Annotated in this window: 10 protein-coding genes; 3 read left to right on the top strand and 7 right to left on the bottom strand. The window is 60.0% G+C overall.

What is annotated here, in order from left to right; genetic code table 11:
- Positions 1–89 precede the first annotated feature (89 nt).
- Positions 90–1,562 carry a betaine-aldehyde dehydrogenase gene (betB, locus tag HB680_RS20280; RefSeq protein ID WP_213940296.1) on the bottom strand — a complete coding sequence of 491 codons (1,473 nt, stop codon included), beginning with the start codon at positions 1,560–1,562 and terminating at the stop codon, positions 90–92.
- Between the two features lie 101 nt (positions 1,563–1,663).
- Positions 1,664–2,257 carry a transcriptional regulator BetI gene (betI, locus tag HB680_RS20275; protein ID WP_010466984.1) on the bottom strand — a complete coding sequence of 198 codons (594 nt, stop codon included), beginning with the start codon at positions 2,255–2,257 and terminating at the stop codon, positions 1,664–1,666.
- 379 nt (positions 2,258–2,636) lie between these two features.
- On the opposite strand from betI, the gene HB680_RS20270 reads away from it, so the two are divergent.
- Positions 2,637–4,586 (top strand): BCCT family transporter, encoded by a 1,950-nt coding sequence (locus HB680_RS20270; RefSeq protein WP_346657412.1) that lies wholly within the window; start codon positions 2,637–2,639, stop codon positions 4,584–4,586.
- A 208-nt stretch (positions 4,587–4,794) separates the two neighbouring features.
- On the opposite strand, the gene choV is transcribed toward HB680_RS20270, so the two are convergent.
- The 3 genes from choV to HB680_RS20255 form a co-directional block, all read right to left on the bottom strand.
- Complete coding sequence (gene choV, locus HB680_RS20265; protein ID WP_213940294.1) at positions 4,795–5,973, bottom strand: choline ABC transporter ATP-binding protein; 1,179 nt, start codon at positions 5,971–5,973, stop codon at positions 4,795–4,797.
- A complete protein-coding gene (gene choW / locus HB680_RS20260; RefSeq protein WP_213940293.1) occupies positions 5,970–6,815 on the bottom strand; it encodes a choline ABC transporter permease subunit in 846 nt (281 codons plus the stop codon). The genes choV and choW overlap by 4 nt, the downstream gene beginning before the upstream one ends.
- Positions 6,816–6,881: 66 nt before the next feature.
- Positions 6,882–7,829 (bottom strand): choline ABC transporter substrate-binding protein, encoded by a 948-nt coding sequence (locus HB680_RS20255; protein ID WP_213940292.1) that lies wholly within the window; start codon positions 7,827–7,829, stop codon positions 6,882–6,884.
- 435 nt (positions 7,830–8,264) lie between these two features.
- Here HB680_RS20255 and HB680_RS20250 point away from each other — a divergent pair, with 435 nt between their 5' ends.
- Positions 8,265–9,641, top strand: coding sequence for an L-serine ammonia-lyase (locus HB680_RS20250; protein WP_213940291.1), 1,377 nt, complete (start codon positions 8,265–8,267; stop codon positions 9,639–9,641).
- A gap of 516 nt (positions 9,642–10,157) precedes the next feature.
- A complete protein-coding gene (locus HB680_RS20245; RefSeq protein WP_201198415.1) occupies positions 10,158–11,261 on the top strand; it encodes a GlxA family transcriptional regulator in 1,104 nt (367 codons plus the stop codon).
- A gap of 92 nt (positions 11,262–11,353) precedes the next feature.
- On the opposite strand, the gene HB680_RS20240 is transcribed toward HB680_RS20245, so the two are convergent.
- Both HB680_RS20240 and HB680_RS20235 read right to left on the bottom strand, forming a co-directional pair.
- A complete protein-coding gene (locus tag HB680_RS20240; RefSeq protein ID WP_163911099.1) occupies positions 11,354–11,617 on the bottom strand; it encodes a hypothetical protein in 264 nt (87 codons plus the stop codon).
- 394 nt (positions 11,618–12,011) lie between these two features.
- Entirely contained in the window at positions 12,012–13,175 is a 1,164-nt protein-coding gene (locus tag HB680_RS20235) for a gamma-butyrobetaine dioxygenase (RefSeq protein ID WP_213940290.1), read from the bottom strand.
- Between the last annotated feature and the right edge of the window lie 10 nt (positions 13,176–13,185).

Here is a 13,185-nt window from a genome sequence, read left to right as displayed (position 1 = left end):
GGGTCGCGCAGCGGCCCCTTGAGGGCGGTCCTGCGGACGCGCAACGCAGCCTCGTGCCTCGGCAGCTGCTACAGGGTTTCAGCGTCTGCTTAGAAAACCGAGGCGTAATCGCCCAGTTCGACCTGTACCGATTTGATGCGTGTGAAGTTGTTCAGCGAAGTGATGCCGTTCTCACGGCCCACGCCCGACTGCTTGTAGCCGCCGACCGGCATCTTGGCGTCGGACTCGCCCCACGCGTTGATCCAGCAGATACCGGCTTCCAATTGGTGAATCACGCGGTGAGCGCGGTTCAGGTCTTTAGTGACGATGCCGGCGGCCAGGCCGAAGTCGGTGTCGTTGGCGCGACGGATCACTTCTTCTTCGGTGTCGTAGGTCAGGATCGCCATGACCGGGCCGAAGATTTCTTCGCGAACGATGGTCATCTCGTCGGTGCAGTCGGTGAACACGGTCGGTGCCACGAATGCGCCTTTGGCCAGGTCGCCTTCGGTCAGGCGAGTCCCGCCGCACAGCACGCGAGCGCCTTCTTCCTTACCTTTGGCGATATAGCCGAGCACGCTTTCCATGTGGGCGAAGCTGACCAGCGGGCCGAAGTTGGTGTTTTCGTCTTCCGGGTTGCCGATGCGGATGCGCGCAACGCGCTCGGCGATCTTGGCTTCGAAAGCGGCTTTCAGATGCGTCGGTACGAACACGCGAGTGCCGTTGGTGCAGACCTGACCGGAGCTGTAGAAGTTGGCCATCATCGCGGTGTCGGCGGCGCGATCGAGGTCGGCGTCGTCGAAAATGATCAGCGGGGATTTGCCGCCCAGTTCCATGGTGACTTCTTTGAGCGAAGAGCTCGAAGCGCTGGCCATGACCTTCTTGCCGGTGTCGGTGCCGCCGGTGAAGGAGATTTTTTCGATGCGTGGGTGCTCGGTCAGCCAGGTGCCGACTTCACGGCCGCTGCCGGTCAGCACGTTGAACACGCCCGCCGGAACGCCGGCTTCGGTGTAGATCTCGGCCAGTTTCAGGGTGGTCAGCGAGGTGACTTCGCTTGGCTTGAAGATCATCGCGTTACCGGCGGCCAGGGCCGGTGCGGATTTCCACAGGGCGATCTGGATCGGGTAGTTCCACGCGCCGATGCCGGCCACGACGCCCAGCGGCTCGCGACGGGTGTAGACGAACGAGGTGGTGCGCAGCGGAATCTGCTCGCCTTCGATGGCCGGCACCAGGCCTGCGTAGTATTCCAGCACGTCAGCGCCGGTGACGATGTCGACGTACTTGGTTTCGGAGAACGATTTGCCGGTGTCCAGGGTTTCCAGGGCGGCCAGCTCATCGTTGCGCTCGCGCAGGATGTCCACGGCACGACGCAGGATGCGCGAACGCTCCATGGCGGTCATGGCGGCCCAGATTTTCTGGCCCTTTTCAGCGCTGACCACGGCGCGTTCGACGTCGTCGAACGTCGCACGCTGTACTTTTGCGAGGACTTCACCGTTAGCCGGGTTGATGGCTTCGAAAGTGGCGTCGCTGCTGGCGTCGGAGTAGCCGCCATCGATGTAGAGTTTTTGCAGTTCGAAACGGGCCATAGTGTCCTCGCAAGTGCATAAGTGGTTGGCGTTGGTCGCTGACGGTGCCGTGGAGCGTTGGCGGTCAGTGACGGTTCAGGGGCTGAGCGGTTATGTGTGCTCTAGCTCACCTGCTTGGCCAATTGGAAATCCATGTATTCGTAAGCGATGCGGTGCGCCTGCTCAGTGTCGAAAGCATCTCCCGACAGGGCGCCGCGCAACCACAAACCGTCAATGAGGGCTGCCAGGCCCCGGGCTGCACTGCGCGCATCATCGAGCGGCAATACACGGCGGAACTGGCAGCACAGGTTGGAATACAGGCGGTGATCGTTGATCCGCTGCAACCTGTGCAAAGACGGGTGGTGCATGCTGGTGGCCCAGAAGGCCAGCCAGGTTTTCATTGCCGGGCCATTGACTTGGCTGGCGTCGAAGTTGCCTTCGATAATCACCTGAAGGTGCGCCCTTGGGCTGCTGTCCTCCAGCGCCTGACGACGCGCGGTGACGTTCTCGCTGAGGACACTCATCAGGTACTGCGCCGTGGCAGCGATCAGGCCGTTCTTGTCCTGAAAATAGTGACTGATGATGCCATTCGAGACACCGGCCAAACGGGCGATCAGCGCAATGCTGGCGTCCCCCATTCCGACCTGATCGACCGCCTGCAATGTGGCTTCGATCAATTGCTGGCGGCGGATGGGTTGCATACCGACCTTGGGCATCTTGCACATCTCCTTAGGCCTTCCGACGGACGAAAAACGTCTATCGGATTGAGGGCCAGTCTATTTTGTTTTGATTGAACGTTCAATCAACAAAGAATAAGATCTGCGACAATTCGTCGCTGCCTACGGGTTTTTCCTACGTGTAGCGGGCGGAAAAACGACATCTGAAAACGCTCGAAACCCCCGCGCACTGGCGCTTCAGGGCTTCGGGCTTTTTTCGGGCTGTCTTTATATCACCCGCCGGTCGGCTGCCAACTAACCGATTGGTCGGGTAACGCGTTGCCTTGTGTTCTTCTCCCGCACTGCCCGGAGCCTCTGTGCCATGAGTTCTGCCTCTCTAATAAAGACCCCACCCGAGAAGGTGACGGTCAACGGTTGGGTGTTCTACACCTCTACCGCGTTGATCCTGTTGTTGACCGCCATTCTGATCATCGCCCCGCAAGAGGCGGGCCGGTTGCTCGGCATCGCTCAGGCCTGGTTGTCCCGCAGCTTCGGCTGGTACTACATGGTGGTGATTGCCGCCTATCTGGTATTCGTCGTCGGCCTGGCGTTTTCGTCCTACGGCAAACTCAAACTGGGCAGCAAGGACGACACCCCGGATTTCAGCTACGGCGCCTGGGCGGGGATGTTGTTCTCTTCGGGTATCGGCATCTCGCTGCTGTACTTTGGCGCTTCCGAACCGCTGGACCACTATTTCAACCCGCCAGAAGGCGTGGCCGCCAGCAACATGGCCGCCCGTCAGGCTGTGCAATTGACGTTCCTGCATTGGGGCCTGCATGGTTGGGCGATCTACGCGTTGGTCGGTCTGGCTGTTGCTTATTTTGCTTACCGTCATAACCAGCCGCTGGCGCTGCGTTCGGCGCTGTATCCGCTGGTGGGCGAGCGTTGGGTCAAAGGCGCGGCCGGGCATGCGGTGGACGGCTTCGGCATGTTCGTGACCCTGCTGGGCCTGGTGACGAACCTTGGGATTGGTTCGCTGCAAGTGTCGTCGGGCCTTGAAAACCTGTTCGGTATGGAACACAGCAACACCAACCTGCTGATCGTGATCATCGTAATGAGCACCGTGGCGACCATCGCGGCTGTGTCGGGCGTGGAAAACGGCATTCGTCGTCTGTCCAACCTCAACATCGTGCTGTTCAGCGGCCTGTTGATTTTCGTGCTGCTGTTCGGCCCGACCCTGCACCTGCTCAACGGCTTCGTGCAGAACATCGGTGACTACCTGAACGGTGTGGTGCTGAAGACTTTCGACCTGTACGTGTACGAAGGCGACAGTGAGAAGTCCGACCGCTGGCTGGGCCTGTGGACCCTGTTCTACTGGGCGTGGTGGATTTCCTGGGCCCCATTCGTGGGCATGTTCATCGCGCGTATTTCCCGTGGTCGTACCGTGCGCGAGCTGGTGGCCGGCGTGCTGCTGATCCCGCTGGGTTTCACCCTGGCGTGGTTGTCGATCTTCGGTAACTCGGCCCTGGACCTGGTGATGAACCATGGGGCGGTGGAGCTCGGGAAGACGGCGCTGGAACAGCCGTCGATGGCGATCTATCAACTGCTTGAGCACTACCCGGCGTCGAAGATTGTGATCGGCGTGTCGATCTTCGTCGGTTTCGTGCTGTTCCTGACCCCGGCGGATTCCGGCGCGGTGATGATGGCCAACCTTTCCTGCAAGGGCGGCAACGTTGACGAAGATGCGCCGCACTGGCTGCGGATCTTCTGGTCGGCGGTGATTACCCTGGTGACCATCGGCTTGTTGTTCGCCGGTAACTTCGAAGCCATGCAAACCATGGTGGTGCTGGCCGGTCTGCCGTTCTCGGTGGTGCTGGTGTTCTTCATGTTCGGCTTGCACAAGCAGATGCGCCAAGACGTGCAGGTCGAACAGGAGCAAGCGGAGCTGGCTGCACGCGGTCGTCGTGGTTTCAGCGAGCGTCTGACCCAACTGGACCTGCAACCGAACCAGTCGATCGTGCAGCGTTTCATGGACAAGCAAGTGAGTCCGGCGCTGGAAGATGCGGCGGTGCAATTGCGCGCTCAGGGCCTGGACGTGCAAACGTTGCTGGGTAAATCGAAGCGTTGCATGGGCGTACGCATCGAGATGGAAGAGGGCAACCCTTTCGTCTACGAAGTGAGCCTGGACGGCTATCTGGCGGGGGCGAGCGACACGGTGTCGGCTGAAAGCGCTGAGGAACCGCGTGCGCGCTACTACCGCGCCGAGGTCTATCTGCACAACGGCAGCCAGGACTATGACTTGATGGGCTTCACTCAGGATCAGATCACCCGTGACGTGCTCGATCAGTTTGAAAGCCATCGGCAGCTCCTTGGCCGTGTCTATAGCTGAGTAATCAAGGGCGCGGTGTCTCTGTCTGAAGCACCGCGTCGCGTTCTTCGCGAGCAAGCCCGCTCCCACATTTGATCTGAGTCGTTCACAAATCCAATGTGGGAGCGGGCTTGCTCGCGAAGGGGCCATCAGCCGTAAAGCTGCTTGACCCGATATCCCACAAACAAAAACGCCGCGATCCTCTCGCGGCGTTTTTGTGTCTGTTGCCTTAGCCCAGATTCTTGCCGAGCAGCGCGTGGTACAGCTCGCTGTCGCCGAGAATCCCGACCACTTGGTTGTTGTCGTGCAGCACCAGTTTGTTGCCGGTCTGGTAACGAATCTGCAGCGCATCGCGCATGCCGATGTTGGAGTCCACCAGCGTCGGACGACGGCCCAGACCTTCAACCGCTTGCCCCGGTACCCAGTTCTGCAGGTCCAGGCTCGCGCCGTTCTGGCGAGCACCCTTGATGGTGTTGCCTTCGGCCAGGTCCAGCCACGAATCGCCACCCGGGTCCAGGCACACCGAACCGTTGATGCGTTTGCAGTTGTCGAGGGTGCGCATCAGGCTGCGACCGCACAGCACGTTCAGCGGATTGGTGTGGGCCACGAAGGTCCGCACGTAATCGTCCGCCGGGTTCAGGACGATCTCTTCTGGACGGCTGTACTGGATGATCCGGCCGTCCTTCATGATCGCAATACGACTGCCGAGCTTCAGTGCTTCATCGAGGTCGTGACTCACGAACACGATGGTTTTGCTCAGCTTGGTTTGCAGCTCCAGCAGTTCGTCCTGCAGGCCTTGGCGGATCAGCGGATCGAGGGCCGAGAACGGCTCATCCATCAGCAGAATGTCGGCGTCCATTGCCAGCGCGCGGGCCAGGCCCACACGCTGTTGCATACCGCCGGACAGCTCGTCGGGCTTTTTGTTGCGCCACTGGGTCAGGCCCACCAGCTCTAGTTTTTCATCGACCAGTTTCTTGCGTTCCTTCTCCGGACGACCCTGCATTTCCAGACCGAAACTGATGTTCTCGCGCACCGTCAGCCAAGGCATCAGGGCGAACTTCTGGAACACCATCGCGATGCGCTTGGTGCGCATCATTTTCAGCTCTGCCGGGGTGCAGGAAGCGATATCGATCTGCTTGCCTTCGTGCTCGACGAACAACTTGCCACGGCTGACGGTGTTAAGGCCGTTGATACAGCGCAGCAGGCTGGATTTGCCGGAGCCGGACAGGCCCATCAGCACACAGATTTCGCCTTTTTCAACGTCCAGGCTGGCTTTTTCAACGCCGACGATCTGGCCGGTTTTTTTCAGGATCTGGTCGCGGGTCATGCCCTGGTCGAGGAGTTTGAGCGCCTCACGCGGATCTTTGGAGAAGATCACGTCGACGTCTTCGAAGCGAATAATGCTCATGCGTCACCCCCTACTTTAGCGTCGGGTTGTTTGCAGATACGGTCGAGCATGATCGCCAGCAGTACGATTGCCAACCCGGCTTCGAAGCCTAGGGCGATATCGGCGGTGTTCAGTGCGTTGACCACGGGTTTGCCCAGGCCATCGGCGCCCACCAGTGCAGCGATCACCACCATCGACAACGACAGCATGATGCACTGGGTGATACCGGCCGCGATGCTTGGCATGGCGTGGGGCAGTTCGATACGAGAGAGCAGTTGGCGGCGCGAGCAGCCGAAGGCTTTGCCGGCGTCCATCAATTCTGCGGGAACATCACGGATACCCAGGTAAGTCAGGCGGATTGGCGCGGCAATGGCGAACACCACCGTCGAGATCAGGCCCGGGACCACACCCAGCCCGAAGAGGGTCAGGGTCGGAATGAGGTACACGAAGGTCGGCACGGTCTGCATCAGATCGAGCACCGGACGCATCAGTGTGTAGAACATCGGTTTGTGCGCGGCGACGATGCCCAACGGCACGCCGATGACCACGCAGACCAGGGTGGCGAACAGCACCTGGGCGAGGGTTTCCATGGTTTCCTGCCAGTACCCCAGATTGAGGATCAGCAGAAAGGAGGCGATGACGAAAACGGTCAGCCCCCACTTTCGTTGAATGAAGTGTGCCAGTAGCGCGATGAGGCCGATCAATGCCAGCGGGTTGAACCAGGTCAGCGCGAACGTCACGCCGTGGATCATCGTTTCCAGTGTCACGGCGATTGCGTCGAAGGTGTTGGCGCCGTGTTGCGTCAACCATTCAACGAAGCCCGCGATGTACTGGCCTAAGGGGATTTTCTGATCAATCAGCATGGTAGTGAACGTCCGCATGCAAGGAAATAAACAGCCCGGACGGCCGAAGCCGCCCGGCGTAAGCGATTACTGCGCGAGCTTGGCTTTCACGGCCTCCAGGCCTGGTTTACCGTCAATGGTGGTCACGCCAGCGAGCCAGGTATCGAGCACCTGTGGATTCTTTTTCAGCCAGGCCTTGGCAGCTGCGTCAGGCTTCATCTTGTCGTCCAGGATGTTGCCCATCAGCGAGCTTTCCATGTCTACGGTGAATTCCAGGTTTTTCAGCAGAGTGCCGACGTTGCTGCATTCCTGGACGTAGCCCTTGCGGGTGTTGGTGGCCACCGTGGCCGCACCGAAATCCGGGCCGAAGAAGTCATCGCCACCGGTCAGGTATTGAATCTTGAAGCGCTTGTTCATCGGATGCGGTGCCCAGCCGAGGAAGACCACGGCGGTATCGCGTTTCTGGGCGCGGTCGACCTGGGACAGCATCCCCGCTTCGCTGGACTCGACGACTTTGAAGCCGGCGGTTTTGAGACCGAAGGCATCCTTGTCGATCATGGTCTGGATCAGGCGGTTGCCGTCGTTGCCCGGCTCGATGCCGTAGATCTTGCCGTCGAGTTCTTTCTTGAATTTGGCGATGTCGGCGAAGTCATGCAGCCCTTTGTCGTACAGCGCTTGCGGGACGGCGAGGGTGTACTTGGCGCCGGTGAGGTTGGTGCGCACGACATCCACGGTGCCCGCGTCGCGGTAGGCCTTGATGTCGTTTTCCATGGTCGGCATCCAGTTACCGAGGAACACGTCCATGTTCTTGCCGTCGGCCAGGGACTTGTAGGTCACAGGCACGGAAATCATGGTGGTCTTGGTTTTGTAGCCGAGGGCGTCGAGGACAACGCTGGTGGTCGCGGTAGTCGCGGTGATGTCGGTCCAGCCGACATCAGAGAAATTCACGGTGCTGCACTGAGCGGGTTCTGCGGCTTGAGCCAGTAACGGCAGACTCAGCATGGCGGCCAACAACAACGACGGGGAACCTTTCATGGGTGGACTCCTTGGTGTTTTTTTTGGCAGTGTTCCGACTGGACCACCGCACTTATAGGTTGCGGTTGGATGGCGTTTTGGAGACAGCTCTACCACGGCGCCTTGCAATCGAGTCGATACGATCATGTACCAGTGAAAATCTGACGCCTACAGGGTGCGTCGTAACCAGTACAGGGATGGTCGCATCCAGTGTCGGTGACGTCGTTTACAGATTTTTTCAGCCCCTTTTGCCCCTCTGATCCGCTAAAAAACGGCGAAAACGCAGCGTCAAAGACCCGCGGCGTTAGTGGACATGAGTGCGTCGGTGTGAGACGTCGAACGACACCGCAAAAGCCTGATGATGCAGCCAATCTGGCGGATTGCAGCTTGAGCGTAGCAGCTCCGTCACTGGGCGCTTTTGCGTCTGGAGTTGGCACATCCAGGAGTTCGGCAGTAATGGCTATCAGCGTTTTCGACCTGTTCAAAATCGGCATTGGCCCTTCCAGTTCGCACACCGTCGGCCCGATGCGGGCGGCGGCGCTGTTCGTGCAAGGTTTGCGTGAGCAGGGTCTTTTGGAACAAGTGAAGCGGGTCGAAGTTCAGCTTTACGGGTCGTTATCGGCCACCGGCATCGGTCACGGCAGCGATAACGCCGTGATCATGGGGCTGATGGGCGAGTGGCCGGACGCAATCGATCCGTCGCAAATCGGCCTGCATATCGAAACCCTGCGCGAAACCCACACCTTGTTGCTCGACGGTCGTTTATCGGTGCCATTCATCTGGGCTCGGGACATGCGCCTGATCGATGAAAACCTGCCCTTTCACCCGAATGCCATGACATTAATTGTAGAAGGCGATCACGGTGAGCTGCACCGCGACACCTACTATTCGATTGGCGGCGGTTTTGTAGTCGATGAGGCGCAAGCGTCCAGCGGCGTGGTGGACCTGGATCAAACCGTTTTGCCGTACGACTTCTCCAGTGCGGTTGAGCTGCTTGAGCTGTGCCAGAAGCACAACCTGCGCGTGGCCGAGCTGATGCTGGCCAACGAGAAGGTCTGGCGCAGCGAGGATGAAATCCGCGCCGGCCTGATGAAACTCTGGCGCGCCATGCAGGATTGCGTCGAACAAGGCCTCAAGCACGAGGGCATCCTGCCCGGCGGATTGAATGTGCGTCGGCGCGCGGCGAAGTTGCATCGCAGTCTGCAAGAGCTGGGCAAGCCCAACGTGATCGGCTCGACCCTGAGCGCGATGGAATGGGTCAACCTGTTCGCCCTGGCAGTCAACGAAGAGAACGCTGCCGGCGGGCGCATGGTCACGGCACCGACCAACGGCGCGGCGGGGATCATCCCGGCGGTGTTGCATTACTTTATGAAGTTCAGCGAAGTGGTGACCGAGGCCAACGTGGTCGACTATTTCCTCAGCGCCGCGGCGGTCGGGATTCTGTGCAAGAAGAACGCGTCCATCTCCGGTGCCGAAGTCGGGTGCCAGGGTGAAGTCGGTTCGGCCTGCGCGATGGCGGCGGCCGGGTTGGCGGAGATTCTCGGCGCCACGCCCGAGCAGTTGTGCAACGCGGCGGAAATCGGCCTGGAACACAACCTCGGCCTGACCTGCGACCCGGTGGGCGGGCTGGTGCAAGTGCCGTGCATCGAGCGCAACGCGATTGCCGCGGTGAAAGCAATCAACGCGGCGCAGATGGCGTTGCGGGGCGATGGTCAGCACTTTATCTCGCTGGATCGGGTGATCCGCACCATGCGTGATACCGGCGCCGACATGCATGACAAATACAAAGAGACATCGCGGGGTGGGTTGGCGGTGAGTGCGGTGGAGTGCTGAGACCGAGTCGCCTTCATTCGCGGGCAAGCCTCGCTCCTACAAGGACAATGCAAACCTGTAGGAGCGAGGCTTGCCCGCGAAGAGGCCAGACCAGTCAAAACTGCGCGCTAAGTGAACACCGCCACAAAAACACGCCACCTTTTAGCGCGTCGCTAACAGACAAGCGCACTTCCCGAGATCCGGGATCCAGGTTGGCCATTACCGCCTGTCACCTGTGCTTGTGGTGACACTCTTCTCCAGCACCTCGCAGCCCCTGTTCCCACAAGTGCTACCGATTTGCTCACACCCTGCAACACAGAGCATTTGCTCATCTTGATGGCACTTATAACCCCCACTCTGCGCACGGCTTATATAGACACGCCGCGACGTCGTTTTCAGGAGTTATTGAATGACCATTCAACTTTAGGCATGGCAATTGCTCTGTCATTACAAAGCCCGTCTCCCACGCGAGAACGATGGCAATAACAAGAGCCTCCGCCTGAGGCCATCACCCGCTTTGTGTGAGGAGATACCGCGATGACGACGTTCAACTCCGGGGCTCAACCCCAGAACCGTGCGCCTCAATCCATCGGCTTTCTGCTGCTGGACAATTTCACGCTTATTTCTCTGGCCTCCGCAGTAGAACCCCTGCGCATGGCCAACCAATTGTCCGGCCGCGAGCTGTATCGCTGGACCACCCTCACCGTCGACGGCGGCCAGGTCTGGGCCAGTGACGGTCTGCAGATCACCCCCGACTGCTCCATGCACAAAGCACCGGCCCTGGACACCATCATTGTCTGTGGCGGCATCGGTATCCAGCGCACCGTGACCCGCGAACACGTGTCGTGGCTGCAAAGCCAGGCCCGTCAGTCCCGCCGCCTCGGCGCGGTCTGCACCGGCAGTTGGGCCCTGGCTTGCGCCGGCCTGCTGGACGGCTTCGATTGCAGCGTGCACTGGGAATGCCTGGCCTCGATGCAGGAAGCGTTTCCGCGCGTGGCCATGAGCACCCGGTTGTTCACCCTCGACCGTAACCGTTTCACCAGCTCTGGCGGCACCGCGCCGCTGGACATGATGCTGCACCTGATCAGCCGCGATCACGGGCGTGAACTGTCGGCGGCGATTTCGGAGATGTTTGTCTACGAACGTATCCGCAACGAACAGGATCACCAGCGCGTGCCGCTCAAGCATATGCTTGGCACCAACCAGCCGAAGTTGCAGGAAATCGTCGCGCTGATGGAAGCCAACCTGGAAGAGCCGATCGACCTCGACGAACTGGCGGTGTACGTCGCCGTTTCGCGCCGTCAGCTCGAGCGACTGTTCCAGAAATACCTGCACTGCTCACCATCGCGTTACTACCTGAAACTGCGCCTGATCCGTGCCCGGCAGCTACTCAAGCAAACGCCGATGTCGATCATCGAAGTGGCGTCGGTGTGTGGGTTTGTTTCTACGCCGCACTTCTCCAAGTGCTACCGCGAATACTTCGGCATTCCGCCGCGTGACGAGCGCGTAGGCTCGAACACCACACAACAGGTGGCGATGATGCCGTTGCCGCAAGCGTTGGTGCTGTCGCCGCTGTCCGGGCCGTTGTCGGCGTTGAGTCAGGCGCGGAATGAATCGACGTTTGCCAGCGTAAGGCTCTAGACCGAGGGACCTTTAGAAAAAGATCGCAGCCTTCGGCAGCTCCTACAGGGATCGGTGTAGGAGCTGCCGAAGGCTGCGATCTTTTTCTTTTATCAGGCGCTACGGCTCTGCTGATACTCCGCCAACGCCGGCAGCAGTTGCTTGTCGATCGCCTGGCGCACCGCCGGCAGGATGGTCGCGCTGCTGGTGTACATCTGCTTGACCATGGTGCGCAGCACGATCGCCCGCTCGTCGTTCAAACCTCGCACCGCACACTCGCAAGCCTGCTCGGCTGTAGCACCGGTCGGTATTGGAAAACCCAACGACTTCAGCTGGCCCAACAGGTCTTCCTGGTCAATCAAATCGGCGTACATCATGACGCAATCCTTCTTCAGGGAACGGTGTCGTGGCTCGATTCTGGTAGGGGTACGGGGTGGCGGCAAGGACGATTTGTCGCAATGGCCGCGATACCTATGAACAGGTCGTTTTCGGCTAACTTGCCACGGGTGGGAGTGGGCACACTGGATTCAGCTGGCTTCACGAAGGTTTGGTCACCCTCGCGCAACGGCTCCTCAACAGTACCTTGTGCCTCGATCCTGTCACGGCTTGATCGGGGCTTTTTTTTGTCTGGGAATCCGGGATTTTTGTGTTGTATGTGCGGACGCTATCGCGGGCAAGCCACGCTCCCACAGGATCGGGGTCACCACAGGTTTGGCGACCGCCGCGAAACCTGTGGGAGCGTGGCTTGCCCGCGATGAACGATGACGCGGTCTAACGCTGCAACACCAAAATCCGCGACAACAACTCATCCCGATCCACATAACATCCCTGGAAATGCCGGGCGCCAGTAGCAGGGTCGAAAGCGTTGCGGGCGTGGAGGGTGCGGCGGTTATCAAAGCACCACAACTCACCCGGATTGAGCCGCGTCATCACCCGGAACCGCGCTTCGCGGGTCATGGCAATCAAGCGCCGATAGGCCCGATACAGCTTGGGCATGTCGTCGATCGACGCATCGAACGGCCCACGCAGAAAGTTCGCCATGCGGATTTCCGAGACCTGCCCCAAGGCATCGAGGGCGATGATCGGCGCCAGGCAACGGTAGTCGCTGTGGCGGTCCTTGTTGCGGAATTCCACGGGGATTTCACACAGGGCCTGGAACGACTCCGGACTTTCCACCCGCAACGCCTCGGCGATGGCAAAACCGTCGACGAAAATACTTTCGCCACCTTCGGCGTCATTGACCAGGCAATGCAGGAATTGCAGCCCCGGTTGCAACTCCCGGGTCGGAAGGTCGCTGTGCAGCGGCAGGTTGAAGGCGGTGTAGGCGTTGCTGTCGGCGTCGGCCTTGGATTGCACGTTGAACAGCACGCCGAAATTGCTCTCGCGGATAAAGGAAATCCGCTGGGCGATCAGCATCAACGAGCCGGGTTCGGTGGGCACGCCACGAACCTGGGTCAGGCCGATATCCCGCACAGCCAACAGCCATTGCAATAACGCGTCGTTGTCGTTGATCAGGGCCTGATAGTCGAACACCGGTAGTTGCAAATCGCTGCGCCACAGGCGGGATTTCGGTTTAGCCGCACGCCGTTCGGCGCGGGATTCATCGTCATAGGCATGCGCCCGCAACCAGCCCGGATCGAAGCGGCTGAGGTGGCCGTCCTGCCAGTCAATGTGCAGGCAGCCATCGGCTTCGATTTGCGCGGCGCTGGGCGCCAGGTCTTCAGCGACATCGACGATTTCCAGCACTTGTTCGCGGGTCACGCTGTAGACGCACAACGGGCACGGGCAGTTGTCCCGCAGCCATTGGTGATGAAAGGGGCTGACGCGGCCATCGGCCCATGTCACTTGAACTCGATCCGCCAGGGTTTGCACGGCGGTTAACGCGCTGATCAACGGGTAGGTGCGGAAGTCGGCAAAAGCGGCGGCGGTGTTCATGGCGATCTCC

Origin of the sequence: Pseudomonas sp. dw_612, assembly GCF_018449725.1 — a bacterium.
In the GTDB taxonomy this organism is placed as follows: Bacteria; Pseudomonadota; Gammaproteobacteria; order Pseudomonadales; family Pseudomonadaceae; genus Aquipseudomonas.
The sequence above is the reverse complement of the archived record's forward strand: the minus strand, read 5'-3'. Positions and strand labels throughout refer to the sequence as shown.

Coding starts and splice junctions, on each gene's coding strand:
- betB (WP_213940296.1), bottom strand. CDS start 1,562: ATGGCCCGTTTCGAACTGCAAAAACTCTACATCGATGGCGGCTACTCC.
- betI (WP_010466984.1), bottom strand. CDS start 2,257: ATGCCCAAGGTCGGTATGCAACCCATCCGCCGCCAGCAATTGATCGAA.
- choV (WP_213940294.1), bottom strand. CDS start 5,973: ATGAGCATTATTCGCTTCGAAGACGTCGACGTGATCTTCTCCAAAGAT.
- choW (WP_213940293.1), bottom strand. CDS start 6,815: ATGCTGATTGATCAGAAAATCCCCTTAGGCCAGTACATCGCGGGCTTC.
- HB680_RS20255 (WP_213940292.1), bottom strand. CDS start 7,829: ATGAAAGGTTCCCCGTCGTTGTTGTTGGCCGCCATGCTGAGTCTGCCG.
- HB680_RS20250 (WP_213940291.1), top strand. CDS start 8,265: ATGGCTATCAGCGTTTTCGACCTGTTCAAAATCGGCATTGGCCCTTCC.
- HB680_RS20245 (WP_201198415.1), top strand. CDS start 10,158: ATGACGACGTTCAACTCCGGGGCTCAACCCCAGAACCGTGCGCCTCAA.
- HB680_RS20240 (WP_163911099.1), bottom strand. CDS start 11,617: ATGATGTACGCCGATTTGATTGACCAGGAAGACCTGTTGGGCCAGCTG.
- HB680_RS20235 (WP_213940290.1), bottom strand. CDS start 13,175: ATGAACACCGCCGCCGCTTTTGCCGACTTCCGCACCTACCCGTTGATC.